The organism is Bacillus sp. 007/AIA-02/001 (genome assembly GCF_004634455.1).
GTDB lineage: Bacteria > Bacillota > Bacilli > Bacillales > Bacillaceae_G > Bacillus_A > Bacillus_A cereus.
The window spans coordinates 1-18,743 of record NZ_SEIY01000028.1 but is presented as its reverse complement, the minus strand read 5'-3'; the positions used below and the strand labels follow the sequence as shown (position 1 = coordinate 18,743).

Below are 18,743 nucleotides of genomic sequence, written 5' to 3'. Positions count from 1 at the left end.
AGCATTTTTTTTATGTCAATCGAGGTAGGCAGCAAGTTACAGGGTAAAGTAACAGGTATTACAAATTTTGGGGCTTTTGTGGAGCTGCCAGAGGGCTTAACGGGTCTTGTTCATATTAGTGAAGTTGCTGATAACTATGTAAAAGATATTAACGATCACTTAAAAGTGGGCGACCAAGTAGAAGTAAAAGTTATTAATGTTGAAAAAGATGGAAAGATTGGTTTATCTATCAAAAAAGCGAAAGAACGTGAAAAAACAGAAGGAGATCGTCCACGCGGTGAATACCAACGCGGTGGTGATCAACAACGTTCTGGACGTCCACAACGTAATAATCGCTCTTTCAACAGAGATAATCGCGGTGGCGGTAACGACCGAGCTCCGAAAGAAACATTTGAGCAAAAGATGGCACGCTTCTTAAAAGATAGCGAAGATCGTTTAACTTCTTTAAAGCGTAACACAGAGTCTAAACGTGGTGGCCGTGGCGCGCGTCGCGGATAATAAGGACGTTTAGTTTTTAACATATAGAGAGGTACCCAGAGTGATGGCTCAGGGTGCTTTTTTATATGTTAAAAATATTTTTAAAAAAGTTTTTGAGATGTGTTGACTTTAATTAGTATCTGATGTAAGATACTAATTGTCCGTTAAATAAGACGACATGGCGGTGTAGCTCAGCTGGCTAGAGCGTACGGTTCATACCCGTGAGGTCGGGGGTTCGATCCCCTCCGCCGCTATATTTAATTTAACGGCCCGTTGGTCAAGTGGTTAAGACACCGCCCTTTCACGGCGGTAACACGGGTTCGAATCCCGTACGGGTCATCTAAAAAGATCATGCAAATTTGCATGATCTTTTTTTGTTAAATAAATTAAGATATACAACACTTCTACAAAATCACCCTATATTTTCTGAATATTTAATTAAAATCTCAAAAATAACTTACATACCGTGTATATCTGTAGAGTTATTTCGAATAAAAAGTCGAACGATTATAAAAGTGAAAACTGTTGTTTTGACAAAAAAACCAACAATCATCTTTTATAATGACAGTAATTAAACTATGCAGGTGGTGTTAAAAATATGCCTAAAGCAGGAAGGAATACTATGAATACAAGTGCATTGGCAATGAATGAGAGTCAGCTTGGAGGAATAAAGTGGACGAGTAAGTTGCGAATGAAATTTGAGCAAGTTTTCTTTAGATGGGGATTTATTATTGTTGTTATTGGTTTTCTTTTGGGACGAGCATATATATTAACAAATATTTTACCGTTTGCACTGCCATTTTTTGCTGCTGTTTATGTTATGAAGCGGGATAAGATGCCGCTAGCATTTTTAGCTCTAATGGGAGGAGCTCTTTCGGTATCGATAGATAATTTGTTTTTTACCTTTGCATCTATCTTTACCTTCTTCATTTATAATATCTTCTTTAGTCGATTTACACGTAAAACTGTTGGACTTGTTCCATTTCAAGTATTTATCTCCGCATTAACCGCACACTTAGTTGTTGTATATTTTGCGCAACAAACTGTCACCATGTACGATTTACTCGTTAGTACCATTGAGGCTGGGCTTAGTTTCGTATTAACTATGATATTTTTACAAAGCGTCCCGCTTTTAGTGGAAAGGAAAGGAAAACAACAGGCATTAGAGACGGAAGAAATTGTTTGTTTGATTATATTACTAGCATCTGTTTTAACGGGTACAACAGATTGGTTTGTATATGATGCTTCTATTCAACATATTTTTACAAGGTATTTAGTGCTAGTATTTGCATTTATTGCAGGTGCTGCCACAGGATCCACAGTAGGGGTTGTAACAGGACTAATATTAAGTTTAGCAAATGTGTCTAGCTTGTCTCAGCTTAGCCTTCTTGCTTTCTCTGGATTGCTTGGTGGATTGTTAAAAGAAGGGAAGCGTTTAGGTGTTAGTTTAGGTTTATTAATTGGGACAAGCTTAATTACATTATATGTGGACAAACAGACAAATATTGTAACAACTTTAATTGAGTCAGGTGTAGCGATTGTTATCTTCTTATTAACACCGAAGCTTGTTTTGGATCGTATTGCTAAATTTATGCCAGGTACACAAGAGCATTCGCAAGACCAACAACAATATTTAAGAAGGATGCGTGATGTTACAGCAAATAAAATCAACCAATTTGCAAATGTATTTGCTGCTTTATCTAATAGCTTTTCTGTATATGGGTATGTAGAGGAAGAAGATAAAGAGACAGAAGCAGATTTGTTTTTGAGTACAATTACTGCGAAAACATGTCAAACATGCTTTAAAAAGGATCAATGCTGGGTAGTGAATTTTGATAAAACGTACGATTATATGAAACAAATAATGAATGAAACGGAAGAAGGAACCCTGCAACATAATCGTAAATTAGTTCGTGAGTGGGACAAGCATTGTGTGAGAGGGAAAAAAGTGACGGATTTAGTAGCGGGTGAATTAGATCACTTCTATGAGGGACAAAAATTACGAAAACAAATGAAGGAAAATCGTAGAATAGTAGCGGAGCAACTATTAGGTGTATCAAAGGTTATGGAGGATTTTGCTAAGGAGATACAACGAGAGCGTGAAAATCATCAAGTGCAGGAAGAACAGATTATGCAAGCATTCCGTGATTTTGGTGTCGAAGTAGAGCATGTTGATATTTATTGTTTAGATAGAGGAAGTATTGATATTGAAATGTTAATTCCAGTTGCATCTAATGAACATGGTGAATGTGAAAAGTTAGTTGCACCGATGCTTTCGGATATCCTTAAAGAAAATATTGTCGTTAAACATGAAGAAAAGTCTTCTTATCCAAATGGCCATAGTTTAATATCATTTGGTTCGGCGAAGACGTATTCTCTTGATACAGGATTGGCTACAGCTGCAAAAGGCGGTGGATTTGTTTCGGGTGACTCTTATGCGATGATGGATTTAAGTGTTGGTAAATATGCACTTGCAATTAGTGATGGTATGGGGAATGGGCAAAGGGCTCATATGGAAAGTAAGGAAACGGTGAAATTATTACAAAAAATACTCCAATCGGGCATTGATGAAGAAATAGCAATTAAGTCTATCAATTCAATTCTTTCTTTGAGAACGACAGAAGAGATGTTTACGACGTTAGATTTAGCTATGGTAGATTTGCGGGATGCGAGTGCAAGGTTTTTAAAGATTGGATCAACGCCGAGTTTTGTTAAACGCGCAAATAATATTTTGAAAATTGAAGCAAGTAATTTGCCGATGGGAATCATTGAAGATGTTGAAGTTGATGTGGTGGGTGAACAATTAAAAACGGGCGATATTCTTATTATGATGAGCGATGGGATTTTTGAAGGAGCACAGCATGTGGAGAATCATGAATTGTGGATGAAACGAAAAATTAAAGAATTGCAAACCGAAGACCCGCAAGAAATTGCTGATATCATTATGGAAGAAGTGATTCGCTCTTGTGATGGTTATATAAATGATGATATGACTATTGTAGTGGCAAAAGTGAAGAAAAATATGCCGAAGTGGGCTACGATTCCGATTGTAGGAATGCAGGCGCAGTAAAATGTAAGTGGAATGTTTATCTATAATTTGATTTTAAAAACCTAGGTGAATACCTAGGTTTTTTTGTGGAAAAAGGTAATGTTATTAATTTTGTGAATATACACGGAGGATGTAAGATAAAAATGTAATTTTTGTATATCTTTTTTTTGCACAATGTTTGTAAAAGTTGTACCATTGTAGACAAGGCAACTAACGTTGCTGTTCTTGTTTAATGAAAGGTGATTACGAAGTTGAAAGATACATTTGTTGAAAAAGTAGATGACTTTGTAAAGCAGCATGATGTATTAAAGAATGATTCAACAATTGTTGTGGGAGTTTCTGGTGGTCCTGACTCGTTAGCGCTTTTATATTATTTATTAGAAAAAAGAGCGGAAAAACAGTTGGAAATTGTAGTAGCTCATGTGGATCATATGTTTAGAGGTGATGAATCTCATGAGGATTTACGGTTTGTGCAGGGCCTTTGTGAAGAACTGGGAATTATTTGTGAAACGATAAGGATTAATGTATCACAATATCAACAGCAATACGGAATGAATGCACAGGTTGCTGCTAGAGAATGCAGATATGCATTTTTGGAAAGAATAATGAAGAAATATGATGCAAGATATGTTGCTCTTGGACATCATGGAGATGATCAAGTCGAGACAATTTTAATGCGTCTTGTAAGAGGGAGTACTCCGAAAGGATATGCAGGAATTGCAGTGAAGCGTCCTTTTCATAATGGGTATTTAATTAGGCCGTTACTTGGGGTAACGAAGGAAGAAATTGTTGATTACTGTAATAAGCTAAATTTAATGCCACGTATAGATCCGAGTAATAAAAAGGAAGTATATACAAGGAATCGATTACGTAAATATGTCCTTCCTCATTTGAAAGAAGAAAATCCACAAGTGCATGAGAAATTCCAAAAATTTAGCGTGCAGATGCAAGAGGATGAGGCTTATTTGCAGGAATTAGCTTTTGAGAAAATGAATAAAGTAATTACAAAAAAAAGTGATAAACAAATTAGCTTATCAATTCCTGCCTTTGAATCCATGTCTATGCCTTTACAAAGAAGAGGGATTCAACTAATATTAAACTATCTTTATGAATATAAGATTCCATCTTCTCTTTCTTCCATACATATTGACAAGGTGATTGAGTTTTTTAAGCGGACACAACCTTCAGGTTCACTTGATTTTCCAGGTGATTTGAAAATTGTTCGTACATACGAGGAGTGTAGCTTTAGATTTAAACAAGAAATTGTTTCTCCTTTTTTACAAGATTTATCAGTACCCGGGACCATTACGCTATTGAACGGGGATGAATTTGTAACAGAGGTGAGCGAAGATATACCAAGTAACATGAATGAAACAGTATTTGTTGCTAAGTATAATGATATATCATATCCACTTCGTATTCGTTCTAGGGAAAATGGAGATCGCATGTCAATACAAGGTATGAATGGCACGAAAAAGATAAAAGCTATTTTTATCGAAGCAAAAGTACCGAAAGAAAAAAGAGAAGAATGGCCGGTCGTTTGTGATGCAAGTGGGACCATTATTTGGGTACCCTTGTTGAAGCGGTCTGCATTTGCAATTTCGAAAGAGATGGCAAAGAAGGATAAATATATGATTATTCACTACAAAAGCAAGGAGTCTTCCGGGAGGATAATGAAATGATGAATCAAGATATCGAAAAAGTATTAATTTCTGAAGAGCAAATACAAGAAAAGGTGCGCGAACTAGGTGCAATTGTTGCAGAGGATTATAAAAACACAGTACCTCTTGCAATTGGTGTATTAAAAGGCGCAATGCCATTCATGGCAGATTTATTAAAGAGAACAGATACATATCTTGAAATGGATTTTATGGCTGTATCTAGTTACGGTCACTCTACAGTTTCAACAGGCGAAGTGAAAATTTTAAAAGATCTTGATACTTCTGTAGAAGGTCGCGATATTTTAATCGTCGAAGATATTATTGATAGTGGTCTTACACTAAGCTACTTAGTAGACTTATTCAAATATCGTAAAGCGAAGTCTGTAAAAATTGTTACATTATTAGATAAGCCAACAGGCCGTAAGGTTGATCTGAAAGCGGATTATGTTGGATTTACTGTTCCACATGAATTTGTAGTAGGATATGGATTAGATTATAAAGAGCAGTACCGTAATCTTCCTTATGTAGGCGTATTAAAACCAAGCGTTTACTCAAATTAATTAAATATAGGCTTCACAATTGTATAGGAAAGTTTTTCTATGTTACGATTTACTATAGTGTTTATGCCGTGAGAGGAGGTTAGGAATGAATCGTATCTTCCGTAATACCATCTTTTATTTACTGATATTCTTAGTAGTAATTGGAATCGTGAGCTATTTTAATGGTTCGACACAAAAAACGACATCAGTTAGCTACGACAAATTCATTACTAAACTAGAAAGCGGTGAAGTGCGTAATGTGCAACTTCAACCGAAAAATGGTGTATTTGAGGTAAAAGGACAATTCAATAACTCTAGCCAAGGAGAACAATTTGTTACTTATGCACCAAATACTGAGGAATTACAAAAGAAAATTAATGATAAAGCGAAAGGTGCCGAAGTTAAGTATCAACCAGCAGAAGAAACAAGTGCCTGGGTAACATTCTTTACTTCAATCATTCCATTTGTCATCATCTTCATTTTATTCTTCTTCTTATTAAACCAAGCTCAAGGCGGCGGTAGCCGTGTTATGAACTTCGGGAAAAGTAAGGCGAAGTTATATAATGATGAAAAGAAAAAAGTTCGTTTCAGAGATGTTGCTGGTGCGGATGAAGAGAAACAAGAACTTGTTGAGGTAGTTGAATTCTTGAAAGACCCTCGTAAGTTCTCTGAAGTTGGTGCTCGTATTCCAAAGGGTGTCCTATTAGTTGGACCTCCAGGTACAGGTAAAACTTTATTAGCACGTGCTGTTGCAGGTGAGGCTGGCGTTCCATTCTTCTCTATCAGTGGTTCTGACTTCGTAGAGATGTTTGTGGGTGTCGGTGCATCACGTGTACGTGATTTATTTGAAAATGCAAAGAAAAATGCTCCTTGTATCATTTTCATTGATGAAATTGATGCAGTAGGGCGTCAACGTGGCGCAGGTCTTGGTGGTGGCCATGATGAGCGTGAGCAAACGTTGAACCAATTACTTGTTGAAATGGATGGATTCGGTGCAAACGAAGGTATTATTATCATCGCTGCGACAAACCGTCCTGATATTCTTGATCCAGCATTATTACGTCCAGGTCGTTTTGACCGTCAAATTACAGTAGATCGTCCAGATGTAAATGGCCGTGAAGCTGTACTGAAGGTGCATGCTCGTAATAAACCGCTTGATGAGAATATCAACTTAAGAGCAATTGCAACTCGTACGCCAGGATTCTCTGGTGCTGATCTTGAAAACTTATTAAACGAAGCTGCTTTAGTAGCTGCGCGTCAAGATAAGAAGAAAATTGATATGAGTGACATTGATGAAGCAACGGATCGCGTTATTGCAGGTCCGGCTAAGAAAAGTCGTGTTATCTCTGAAAAAGAACGTAATATCGTTGCTTTCCATGAAGCGGGTCATACTGTAATTGGTGTTGTTCTTGATGAAGCTGATGTCGTTCATAAAGTAACAATTGTCCCTCGTGGTCAAGCTGGTGGATATGCAGTAATGCTTCCGAAAGAAGATCGTTACTTCATGACAAAGCCAGAGTTACTTGATAAAATCACTGGTTTACTTGGTGGTCGAGTAGCTGAGGAGATTGTATTTGGTGAAGTGAGTACAGGTGCTCACAACGACTTCCAACGTGCGACGGGCATTGCAAGACGTATGGTTACAGAATTCGGTATGAGTGATAAGCTTGGACCAATGCAATTTGGTAGTTCGCAAGGTGGTCAAGTGTTCTTAGGAAGAGACTTCCATTCAGAGCAAAACTACAGTGATGCAATTGCACACGATATCGATGTAGAAATGCAAACGATTATGAAAGAATGTTATGCTCGTGCAAAAGACATTCTTACTGAAAATCGTGATAAGCTAGATCTTATTGCAAAAACGTTACTTGAAGTAGAAACGTTAGATGCTGAGCAAATCAATCATTTATGTGATTACGGCAGATTGCCAGAACGTCCAACATCTTCAGATGATGTGAAAGTAAACATCAACATGAAGAAAGACGATGAAGATAAAGAAGATAAGTAAGAAACGAAGGAGTGACTATCGTCACTCCTTTTTTGTTTGTTAAAACCTTTGTTAATTACTATTGAGAACTTAGTGGATAAAGTAATTTAAGTAAAACTAGTATTAAAAATTGAAATAGAGAGCAATCTTTTTGTAAAATGATGAGGATAGGAAAGCTGATTATATAAGTATGTGTGATATGATGTTTTTATAAGTTTTATACATACTGCACAAATATAGATTAAATAAGATAAGTGGTGAGAATATGATTTTTGTATTGGATGTAGGGAACACAAATGCTGTACTAGGTGTGTTTGAAGAGGGGGAACTTCGTCAGCATTGGCGCATGGAAACAGATCGTCATAAGACAGAAGATGAATATGGAATGCTTGTAAAGCAATTGCTTGAGCATGAAGGTCTTTCGTTTGAAGATGTGAAAGGTATTATTGTGTCTTCAGTCGTACCACCAATTATGTTTGCTTTAGAGCGCATGTGTGAAAAATATTTTAAAATTAAACCGCTTGTAGTAGGGCCTGGGATAAAAACAGGGCTAAATATTAAATATGAAAATCCGCGTGAAGTAGGCGCAGACCGAATTGTAAATGCAGTAGCAGGAATCCACTTATATGGAAGTCCGCTTATTATTGTTGATTTTGGTACGGCTACTACATATTGTTATATTAACGAAGAAAAGCATTATATGGGTGGAGTTATTACGCCAGGAATTATGATTTCAGCAGAGGCTTTATATAGCAGAGCAGCAAAACTTCCTCGTATCGAAATTACAAAACCAAGCAGTGTAGTTGGGAAAAATACAGTAAGTGCGATGCAATCGGGTATTCTTTATGGTTATGTTGGACAAGTGGAAGGTATTGTTAAGCGTATGAAAGAAGAAGCTAGACAAGAACCTAAAGTTATTGCAACAGGTGGATTAGCAAAATTAATTTCCGAAGAATCGAATGTAATTGATATTGTAGATCCATTTTTAACGTTAAAAGGTTTATACATGTTATATGAACGTAATGCAAATTTACAGCATGAGAAAGGTGAATAAATACGTATGAAAGATTATTTAGTAAAAGCGTTAGCGTTTGATGGAGAAGTGCGTGCGTATAGTGTACGTACAACAAATACAGTAAGTGAGGCGCAAAGACGTCATGATACATGGAGAACAGCTTCAGCGGCACTAGGGCGTTCTTTAACTGCGGGTACAATGATGGGCGCAATGTTAAAAGGTGAGCAAAAGTTAACGATTAAGGTAGAAGGTAACGGTCCGATTGGTCCTATCTTAGTAGATGCTCATGCAAATGGAGATGTACGTGGTTATGTAACGAATCCGCATGTTGATTTTGAAGGAACAGAACAAGGGAAGTTACGTGTATATCAAGCGGTAGGTACAGAGGGGTTTGTAACTGTAATTAAAGATATTGGAATGCGTGAGCCGTTTATTGGTCAATCTCCAATCGTTTCAGGAGAATTAGGAGAAGACTTTACGTATTATTTTGCAGTTTCTGAACAAACGCCTTCTTCTGTAGGTGTTGGTGTTCTTGTAAATGGAGATGATAGCATATTAGCGGCAGGTGGATTCATCCTTCAAATTATGCCGGGTGCGCAAGATGAAACGATTTCATTTATTGAAGACCGTTTACAAAAGATTCCACCTGTATCAACGTTGATTGAACAAGGACTTTCTCCGGAAGAGCTACTATATGCAGTTCTTGGAGAAGATAAAGTAAAAGTATTAGAAACAATGGATGTTCAATTTAATTGCACATGCTCACGCGAGCGTATTGAGAGTGTATTAATTAGTTTAGGTAAAACAGAGTTAGAGCAAGTTCGTGAAGAAGAGGAAGAGACAGAAGTTCACTGTCATTTCTGTAATGAACGATACAAGTTCTCTAAAGAAGATATTACAAATTTAATCGAGAATTTGTAATAAGGGAATTAAGAGGAGCAATCCTCCAAATGAATTGACAAACAGGGAATTTTCTGACAAAATCTAAATATAGATAAAACCAATAAAAATACTCGGTGTTAGGAGTGACAGGAATGCGAGTGGCACAATCAGTTTCAGAATTAATCGGGAAAACGCCGATCGTTAAGTTGAACCGCATCGTAGAATCAGACAGCGCAGATATATACTTAAAATTAGAATTTATGAATCCGGGGAGTAGCGTTAAAGATCGTATCGCATTAGCTATGATTGAAGATGCTGAAAAAAATGGATTATTAAAAGAGGGCGATACAATCATTGAGCCGACAAGTGGTAACACAGGAATTGGTTTAGCGATGGTAGCGGCTGCTAAAGGATATAATGCAATCTTAGTAATGCCAGAAACAATGAGTATTGAGCGTCGTAATTTATTACGTGCTTACGGTGCGGAATTAGTATTGACTCCAGGGCCTGAAGGAATGGGTGGAGCAATTCGTAAAGCGACTGAATTAGCAAAAGAGCATGGCTACTTTATACCACAACAGTTCAAAAACCAATCGAATCCAGAAATTCACCGTTTAACAACAGGTCCAGAAATTATTGAACAAATGGGTGACCAATTAGATGCGTTTATTGCAGGTATTGGTACAGGTGGAACGATTACTGGTGCTGGTGAAGTACTGAAGGAAGCGTATAAAGATATTAAAATTTATGCAGTAGAACCTGCAGATTCACCAGTATTATCTGGTGGGAAACCAGGTCCACATAAAATCCAAGGAATTGGGGCGGGATTTGTTCCGGAGACGTTGGATGTAGAAGTATATGATGAAATTATTCAAGTGAAAACAGAGCAAGCATTTGAATATGCGAGAAGAGTGGCTAAAGAGGAAGGTATTTTAGTTGGTATCTCTTCAGGCGCAGTTATTTATGCAGCAACAGAAGTTGCGAAAAAGTTAGGTAAAGGGAAAAAGGTACTTGTTATTATCCCGAGTAACGGTGAACGTTATTTAAGTACACCACTTTATCAATTTGAATCATAATTAAACGCGATTGAAAAAGCATCCTTGAAAAAGGGTGCTTTTTCTTTTGGGATTGGAAATAGGAAAAGAGTGAATGACTAGAAAACTTCATGTAAAATAAGAGGTAGTATAATTAAATTATTTTCACTAGCCTTCGAGTATAATCAATCTCTATATAAATAACTTATGTAGTTTGAGCTGGTTAATCTAAGAGGGTGGGATAAAAGAAGACGGGGTGTTGATATGCAACGAAGAAAATCTTTAGCGCTTTCTATTCCATATCAGTTAGATTTCTTTAAGCAATATAAATTTCTTTCTCAGGGTAAATCGCAACATATTTTGTTAGAAAGCGGCCGTGGCGGTCGTTATAACATTGTAGGGCTGAACCCAGTAGCGGTAATCCGAGGGAAGGATGAAACGTTACATATAAGTGAGAGTGGTAAGGAAACAATAAAACGAGGGAATCCGTTAGATTTAATGCAAGAATATATGGAACAATGGAAGACGGACTATAACCCAGAGTATCCGCCTTTTCAAGGTGGTGCAATTGGCTATTTCAGTTATGACTGTATCCGTTATATTGAAAAGCTGCCTTCTCTTGCGGAAGATGATATTAATATACCTGACATCTTCTTTTTATTATTTGATGACGTATTTGTCTATGATCAAAAAGAACAAGTGTTATGGGTTATTACGCATTATGTAGATAAATATGAAGAGGCAAAAGAACGGCTAAATGAGTGGAAGAGTCTTTGGATGACAGAAGCGCCTGAAGTGACTGTGCCCTTTGAAAGTCCTGAAAAGAAAAGTGAAGCAGTTGCTTTTACTGAAGCCGGCTTTATGAAGGCAGTTGAATGTATTCAAGAATATATTGGGGCGGGTGATGTGTTCCAAGTAAACTTGTCGACGAGACAAGAAAGAACGTTACAGACACACCCACTAGAAATTTATACAAGTCTTCGTGAAATTAATCCATCTCCATATATGGGTTACCTGGAGCTTGGGGATTTTCAAATTGTTAGTGGATCGCCAGAGTTGTTAATTAAGAAACAAGGAACTGAAGTAAGTACAAGACCAATTGCTGGAACGAGATCTAGAGGCGCGGATGAGCAAGAGGATGAAGAATTAGCAAGAGAATTAATTGAGAACGAAAAAGAAAGAGCAGAGCATGTAATGCTTGTGGATTTAGAAAGAAATGATTTAGGACGTGTTTGTAAATATGGCACTGTAGAAGTAGATGAATTTATGGTAATTGAGAAATACTCACATGTTATGCATATTGTTTCTAATGTGCGTGGTGAGGTGGAAGAAGATAAAGATGCTTTTGATTTAGTGAAGGCTGTATTCCCTGGGGGAACAATTACTGGTGCCCCGAAAATACGTACGATGGAAATTATTGAGGAATTAGAACCTGTTCGAAGAGGGATTTATACAGGTTCAATCGGTTGGATTGGTTATTCTGGAGATACAGAATTGAATATTGTAATTAGAACGCTTCTTGCTAAAGATGGAAAAGCTCATGTACAAGCAGGGGCGGGAATTGTAATTGATTCAAATCCAGAAAATGAATATAAAGAGTCGTTAAAAAAGGCGATTGCTTTATGGCGTGCAAAAGAACGTAGCGAAGAAACGGTTAGGTGAGAGAAATGATATTAATGATTGATAATTATGATTCTTTTACATTTAATTTAGTGCAGTTTCTTGGAGAACTTGGACAAGAGCTCGTTGTTAAACGTAACGATGAAGTGACCATTTCAGATATTGAGAATATGAAACCAGATTTTCTAATGATTTCTCCAGGTCCATGTAGTCCTAATGAAGCGGGGATTAGTATGGAAGTTATTAAATACTTTGCTGGAAAGATTCCGATTTTTGGAGTTTGTCTAGGGCATCAATCCATTGCACAAGTGTTTGGTGGAGAGGTTGTCCGTGCAGAACGATTAATGCATGGGAAAACGTCGCTTATGCATCATGATGGAAAGACGATTTTTTCGGATATTCCTAATCCGTTTACTGCGACGCGCTATCATTCCCTTATTGTTAAGAAAGAGACGTTACCCGATTGCTTAGAGGTAACATCTTGGACAGAGGAAGGAGAAATTATGGCACTTCGTCATAAGACATTGCCGATAGAGGGTGTGCAATTCCATCCGGAATCTATTATGACTTCTCATGGGAAAGAGTTGTTACAGAATTTCATTTGTAAATACAGTCCAAGTGCAACGTTATGTTAATTTACGTAAATGGTCAGTATGTAGAAGCAAGTGAAGCGAAAATTTCTCCTTATGATCATGGTTATTTATATGGTCTTGGAGTTTTTGAAACGTTTCGTATTTATAATGGTCATCCTTTCTTATTGGATGATCATTATGACCGTTTAATAGAAGCGCTGGATACATTGCAAATTAAATGGACAATGAAAAAAAATGACGTGATGCTTATTTTGAAAGATTTACTCGCTAAGAATGAATTGAAGCATGCATATGTACGTTTTAATGTATCAGCGGGTATAGATGAAATAGGATTACAAACGGAAATGTATGAAGAGCCTTCGGTTATTGTTTTTATAAAACCTTTAACAGCTCCAGGAGATGTAGTGGAAAAAGAAGGTGTTATTCTAAAGCAAGTGCGAAATACACCGGAAGGAACATTTCGTCTGAAGTCTCATCATTATTTAAATAATATTTTAGGGAAGCGTGAAATTGGAAATGTTGTGAGTAAGGAAGGTATTTTTCTTACTGAAGCAGGTTATGTTGCAGAGGGTATTGTTTCCAATCTATTTTTTGTGAAAGGTGATGTTTTATATACACCTTCGTTAGAGACAGGGATTTTAAATGGTATCACTCGTGCGTTTATTATAAAGAGTGCTGAAGAATTAAATATAGAAGTAAAGGAAGGTTTCTTTACAAAAGATGAGCTACTTTCAGCGGATGAAGTCTTCGTAACAAACTCCATTCAAGAAATTGTTCCGCTTTATCGTATAGAAGCGCAGGATTTCCCGGGTAAAGTAGGAGTGGTTACAAAAAGTTTAATGTACCTTTATGGAATGCAAAGAGAGAAATTATGGAGCAGAAATGAATTACGAAGAGGAGATGTGTAGTTTGAAGTGGGATTATGATTTACGCTGCGGCGAATATACATTGAATTTAAATGAAAAGACATTAATTATGGGGATTTTAAATGTAACACCAGATTCGTTTTCTGATGGTGGGAGTTACAACGAGGTAGATGCTGCGGTACGTCACGCAAAAGAAATGCAAGGTGAAGGTGCTCATATTATTGATATTGGTGGCGAATCTACTCGCCCGGGTTTTGCTAAAGTATCAGTAGAAGAAGAAATAAAGCGAGTTGTCCCGATGATTCAAGCAGTTTCAAAAGAAGTAAAATTGCCTATATCTATCGATACATATAAAGCTGAAGTTGCAAAGCAAGCAATTGAGGCTGGTGCTCATATTATTAATGATATTTGGGGAGCGAAGGCGGAGCCGAAAATTGCTGAAGTCGCAGCTCATTACGATGTACCCATCATTTTAATGCATAACCGCGATAACATGAATTATCGTAATTTAATGGCGGATATGATTGCTGATTTGTATGACAGTATTAAAATTGCTAAAAATGCTGGTGTGCGAGATGAGAATATTATTTTAGATCCAGGTATCGGTTTTGCTAAAACACCTGAGCAGAACTTAGAGGCGATGCGTAATTTAGAACAGTTAAATGTGCTAGGTTATCCGGTTCTCTTAGGTACTTCGAGAAAGTCCTTTATTGGGCACGTATTAGATTTGCCAGTAGAGGAACGCCTTGAGGGAACGGGAGCTACTGTTTGTCTTGGTATTGAAAAGGGCTGTGAGTTTGTTCGTGTCCATGATGTGAAAGAAATGGCGCGTATGGCTAAAATGATGGATGCGATGATTGGTAAGGGGGTAAGGTAATTGGATAAAATTTATATCCATGATATGGAGTTTTATGGTTATCATGGCGTGTTCCCAGAGGAGAATAAATTAGGTCAGAGATTTAAAGTTGACTTAACGGTGGAGTTGGATTTAAAGCGTGCAGGGGAAAGTGATGACTTAGAGCATTCGGTCAATTATGGCGAGCTTTTCGAATTATGTAGAAAAGTTGTTGAGGATAGAAAGTATAAGCTTGTGGAGAGTATCGCTGAAAATATTGCTGCAGATATATTAAAACAATATGAAAGTATTTCGCGCTGTACAATTAAGGTAATTAAGCCGGATCCACCGATACCGGGTCATTATCGTGCTGTAGCAGTAGAAATTACGAGAGAACGTCCATGAACAATATAGCTTACATTGCATTAGGGTCAAATATTGGAGAGCGTTATACGTATCTAACCGAAGCGATTCAGTTTTTAAATAAAAATCCTTATATTCAGGTTGATGATATTTCATCTGTATATGAAACTGAGCCAGTTGGCTATACTGACCAAAGTTGCTTTTTAAATTTAGTTATAAAAATTTCTACCAATTTATCACCACAAGAATTATTGAAAGTAACACAAAAAGTAGAAAATGACCTAGGGAGAAAAAGGGAAATTAGGTGGGGGCCGAGGACTATCGACCTTGACATTTTACTTTATAATCAAGAGAATATTGAAGCAGAGAATCTTATTGTTCCGCATCCGCGGATGTTTGAAAGAGCTTTTGTTATCGTTCCGTTGTTAGAAATTAATCAAGACATAAAACAAAACATTTCATGTTCACAAGTAGAAGAAATGAAAAGGCGAGAGGGAGTAACGGTATGGAAGCAGAAAAATGGGGAAGACGCATTCGTGCTTTTCGAAAGCTAAAAGGTTACACACAAGAAGGTTTTGCTAAAGCACTAGGGGTATCTGTATCTGTTTTAGGTGAGGTTGAGAGAGGGAATAGATCGCCTTCTCAAGATTTTGTAGTAGAAGTTGCTAAGGCATTAAATGTTTCGATAGAGGAATTAATGCCAAAGTGATTGTACAGGAAGGAGTAGATTGATTGTTAAAGATTGCAAATATCGAGATGAAAAATCCGGTTGTACTAGCACCGATGGCGGGAGTGTGTAACTCTGCATTCCGTTTAACAGTAAAAGAATTTGGTGCCGGATTAGTTTGTGCTGAAATGGTAAGTGATAAGGCAATATTACTTAATAATAAAAGAACATTAGATATGTTATATATCGACGAGAGAGAAAAGCCATTAAGTTTACAAATTTTTGGTGGAGAGAAAGAAACTCTTGTAGATGCTGCGAAATATGTAGATAAATATACGACAGCAGACATAATTGATATTAATATGGGTTGTCCAGTGCCGAAAATCGTTAAATGTGATGCTGGAGCAAGGTGGCTTTTAGACCCGAATAAAATATATGAAATGGTAGCAGCGGTTGTAGATGCTGTTGAAAAGCCGGTTACAGTTAAAATGCGTATCGGTTGGGATGAAGAACATATTTTCGCAATAGAAAATGCTAGGGCTGTTGAGCGTGCTGGTGGCCAAGCTGTGGCGGTTCACGGACGTACACGAGTGCAAATGTATGAAGGAAAAGCGGATTGGGATATTATTAAACAAGTAAAACAATCTGTAAATATCCCGGTTATCGGAAATGGTGATGTCGCAACGCCGCAAGATGCAAAGCGTATGCTTGATGAAATTGGTGTAGATGGTGTTATGATTGGGCGTGCTGCTCTTGGAGATCCGTGGATGATTTATCGTACGGTAAAGTATTTGGAGACAGGTGAATTAATGCCGGAACCAACAGTGCGCGAGAAAATTGATGTATGTATGTTGCATCTAGATCGTCTTATCGACTTAAAGAATGAAAGTGTCGCTGTAAGAGAGATGAGAAAACATGCAGCTTGGTATTTAAAAGGTGTTCGTGGTAATGCGAGTGTACGTAATGGTATTAATGCTTGTAACACACGGGAAGACCTTGCGAATGTGTTAGGTACATTTGTAGAAGAAGTGGAAGCGAAACAACAAACAATTTACGTTGGTTAATAATGGACATAGGAGATTGACATTCTTCTATACACTTCCTATAATTACGTGAAAGAAAGAAGAGCTGCCAGTTAGTTGCTGGCAGTTTTTCTAGTTGAGTAGAAAATGCTATACTGTATATATTGTAAAATTAAATAGAGCTGGAGTGATATCAATATCATGGATAACATGAACCACGAAGAATTAAACGACCAATTGATTGTTCGTCGTGAAAAGCTACATAATTTACGTGAACAAGGAATTGACCCGTTCGGTAAAAGATTTGAACGCACAAATTCAACAACTGACTTAGTGAGTCTATATGGAGAGTTCTCTAAAGAGGAATTAGAGGAGAAGGAAATCGCTGTTTCTATCGCTGGTCGTATTATGACAAAACGCGGAAAAGGGAAAGCTGGATTTGCACATGTTCAAGATTTACATGGACAAGTTCAAATTTATGTTCGTAAAGATGCTGTTGGAGATGACGAGTACGAATTATTTAAAACAGCAGATTTAGGTGATTTAGTAGGTATTGAAGGTAAAGTGTTCAAAACAAACGTTGGAGAACTTTCAGTAAAAGCAACAGGCTTTACGCTATTAACGAAATCTCTTCGTCCATTACCAGATAAATACCATGGATTAAAAGATGTTGAACAACGCTACCGTCAACGTTACTTAGACTTAATTACAAGTATGGAAAGTCGTGAAACGTTCGTTACTCGTAGTAAAATTATTCGTGAGATGAGAAGATACCTAGATGACAACGGTTATCTTGAAGTGGAAACACCTATGATGCATGCAATTGCAGGTGGAGCTTCTGCGCGTCCTTTCACTACACACCATAATGCGTTAGATATGGAATTATATATGCGTATCGCAATTGAGCTACATTTAAAGCGTCTTATTGTGGGTGGTTTAGAAAAAGTATATGAGATCGGCCGTGTATTCCGTAATGAGGGTGTATCAACTCGTCATAACCCTGAGTTTACGATGATTGAATTATATGAAGCATACGCTGATTATAAAGATATTATGAAGTTAACAGAAGATATGGTTGCTCATATCGCGAAAAAAGTACTGGGTACAACAACAATCCAGTATGGTGATTATGAAATTAATCTAGAACCAGAATGGACACGTCTTCATATGGTAGATGCGATTAAGCAATACTCTGGAGCTGATTTCTGGAATCCGATGAGTATAGAAGAAGCGCGTGAACTTGCAAAAGAACATAATGTAGAAATTAAAGATACAATGGAAGTTGGTCATATTATAAATGAATTCTTCGAACAAAAAGTAGAAGATAAATTAATCCAACCAACATTTATTTACGGTCATCCGGTAGAAATCTCGCCGCTTGCGAAAAAGAATGATGAAGATCCAAGATTTACAGATCGTTTCGAATTATTTATCGTTGCGCGTGAACATGCAAATGCATTCACTGAGTTAAATGATCCAATCGATCAAAAAGAACGTTTTGAAGCGCAATTAAAAGAGCGCGAACAAGGTAATGACGAAGCTCACATGATGGATGACGATTATATTGAAGCTCTTGAGTACGGTATGCCTCCTACGGGTGGATTAGGAATCGGTATTGATCGTCTAGTTATGTTATTAACAAATGCACCATCTATTCGTGATGTATTATTATTCCCTGCTATGCGCCATAAACAAGACTAAGCTTTGGAGATTTCTCCAAAGCTTTTTTTATTTGAGCATGAGTTGCGTGGGTATAGTAAATCTTGATAGTGCGAGAAATTATATTTATATAGAAGAAATGTGCTGTTTTTATACTTTTTTACTAAGTTAAAAATTTTATTAGAAAAACTATTGCATTTTAATAATCAAACTGGTATATTTATATTCGTTGCCACGAAAGGTAACAAACAAAACAAACGAAAAACAACTTATTAAAAAAAGTTGTTGACGAAAATATAACGAAATGTTATATTGATAAAGTCGCTTCTGAGCGATAAAGTAGTTCTTTGAAAACTGAACGAAACAAACAACGTGAAACGTCAATTTTTATTTTAGATGCTAGACAAACTAACTTTATTGGAGAGTTTGATCCTGGCTCAGGATGAACGCTGGCGGCGTGCCTAATACATGCAA

17 protein-coding genes, 2 tRNA genes and 1 rRNA gene are annotated in these 18,743 nt (G+C 37.1%); all 20 read left to right on the top strand.

Annotated elements, in window-relative coordinates; genetic code table 11:
* Positions 1-12 precede the first annotated feature (12 nt).
* A complete protein-coding gene (locus tag ES895_RS27765; RefSeq protein ID WP_000021451.1) occupies positions 13-498 on the top strand; it encodes a S1 domain-containing RNA-binding protein in 486 nt (161 codons plus the stop codon).
* A gap of 159 nt (positions 499-657) precedes the next feature.
* Positions 658-731, top strand: a tRNA-Met gene (locus tag ES895_RS27760).
* A gap of 13 nt (positions 732-744) precedes the next feature.
* A tRNA-Glu gene (locus tag ES895_RS27755) sits at positions 745-816 on the top strand.
* A gap of 259 nt (positions 817-1,075) precedes the next feature.
* Positions 1,076-3,547 (top strand): stage II sporulation protein E, encoded by a 2,472-nt coding sequence (gene spoIIE, locus ES895_RS27750; protein WP_001123552.1) that lies wholly within the window; start codon positions 1,076-1,078, stop codon positions 3,545-3,547.
* A 230-nt stretch (positions 3,548-3,777) separates the two neighbouring features.
* On the top strand, positions 3,778-5,208 hold the full coding sequence (tilS, locus tag ES895_RS27745; RefSeq protein ID WP_000655458.1) for a tRNA lysidine(34) synthetase TilS: 1,431 nt from the start codon (positions 3,778-3,780) through the stop codon (positions 5,206-5,208).
* A complete protein-coding gene (gene hpt, locus ES895_RS27740; protein WP_000981844.1) occupies positions 5,205-5,747 on the top strand; it encodes a hypoxanthine phosphoribosyltransferase in 543 nt (180 codons plus the stop codon). The genes tilS and hpt overlap by 4 nt, the downstream gene beginning before the upstream one ends.
* 85 nt (positions 5,748-5,832) lie before the next feature.
* Positions 5,833-7,734, top strand: a complete 1,902-nt coding sequence (ftsH, locus tag ES895_RS27735) for an ATP-dependent zinc metalloprotease FtsH (RefSeq protein WP_001079672.1) — start codon at positions 5,833-5,835, stop codon at positions 7,732-7,734.
* A gap of 244 nt (positions 7,735-7,978) precedes the next feature.
* Positions 7,979-8,767 (top strand): type III pantothenate kinase, encoded by a 789-nt coding sequence (locus ES895_RS27730; RefSeq protein ID WP_000578368.1) that lies wholly within the window; start codon positions 7,979-7,981, stop codon positions 8,765-8,767.
* A 6-nt stretch (positions 8,768-8,773) separates the two neighbouring features.
* On the top strand, positions 8,774-9,649 hold the full coding sequence (gene hslO / locus ES895_RS27725) for a redox-regulated molecular chaperone HslO (protein ID WP_000656372.1): 876 nt from the start codon (positions 8,774-8,776) through the stop codon (positions 9,647-9,649).
* A 113-nt stretch (positions 9,650-9,762) separates the two neighbouring features.
* Entirely contained in the window at positions 9,763-10,686 is a 924-nt protein-coding gene (gene cysK / locus ES895_RS27720; protein ID WP_001261719.1) for a cysteine synthase A, read from the top strand.
* A gap of 222 nt (positions 10,687-10,908) precedes the next feature.
* On the top strand, positions 10,909-12,306 hold the full coding sequence (gene pabB / locus ES895_RS27715) for an aminodeoxychorismate synthase component I (RefSeq protein ID WP_001189719.1): 1,398 nt from the start codon (positions 10,909-10,911) through the stop codon (positions 12,304-12,306).
* Between the two features lie 5 nt (positions 12,307-12,311).
* The gene (pabA, locus tag ES895_RS27710; RefSeq protein WP_000602296.1) at positions 12,312-12,899 is read left to right on the top strand and encodes an aminodeoxychorismate/anthranilate synthase component II; all 588 of its coding nucleotides are present in this window, start codon (positions 12,312-12,314) and stop codon (positions 12,897-12,899) included.
* Complete coding sequence (gene pabC, locus ES895_RS27705; protein ID WP_097999573.1) at positions 12,893-13,765, top strand: aminodeoxychorismate lyase; 873 nt, start codon at positions 12,893-12,895, stop codon at positions 13,763-13,765. The genes pabA and pabC overlap by 7 nt, the downstream gene beginning before the upstream one ends.
* The gene (folP, locus tag ES895_RS27700) at positions 13,740-14,600 is read left to right on the top strand and encodes a dihydropteroate synthase (protein ID WP_002103948.1); all 861 of its coding nucleotides are present in this window, start codon (positions 13,740-13,742) and stop codon (positions 14,598-14,600) included. Before pabC ends, folP begins: the two co-directional genes overlap by 26 nt.
* Positions 14,601-14,963, top strand: a complete 363-nt coding sequence (gene folB, locus ES895_RS27695; protein WP_000358062.1) for a dihydroneopterin aldolase — start codon at positions 14,601-14,603, stop codon at positions 14,961-14,963. It begins immediately after the preceding gene.
* Positions 14,960-15,475: a 2-amino-4-hydroxy-6-hydroxymethyldihydropteridine diphosphokinase gene (folK, locus tag ES895_RS27690; protein ID WP_001059447.1), complete on the top strand. Its 516-nt coding sequence runs from the start codon at positions 14,960-14,962 to the stop codon at positions 15,473-15,475. The genes folB and folK overlap by 4 nt, the downstream gene beginning before the upstream one ends.
* Complete coding sequence (locus ES895_RS27685; RefSeq protein WP_000387024.1) at positions 15,427-15,630, top strand: helix-turn-helix domain-containing protein; 204 nt, start codon at positions 15,427-15,429, stop codon at positions 15,628-15,630. The genes folK and ES895_RS27685 overlap by 49 nt, the downstream gene beginning before the upstream one ends.
* A 23-nt stretch (positions 15,631-15,653) precedes the next feature.
* Positions 15,654-16,652, top strand: coding sequence for a tRNA dihydrouridine synthase DusB (gene dusB / locus ES895_RS27680; RefSeq protein WP_000912251.1), 999 nt, complete (start codon positions 15,654-15,656; stop codon positions 16,650-16,652).
* 159 nt (positions 16,653-16,811) lie between these two features.
* Positions 16,812-18,311 (top strand): lysine--tRNA ligase, encoded by a 1,500-nt coding sequence (lysS, locus tag ES895_RS27675; protein WP_000369667.1) that lies wholly within the window; start codon positions 16,812-16,814, stop codon positions 18,309-18,311.
* A 372-nt stretch (positions 18,312-18,683) separates the two neighbouring features.
* Positions 18,684-18,743, top strand: a 16S ribosomal RNA gene (locus ES895_RS27670); the annotation flags it as partial.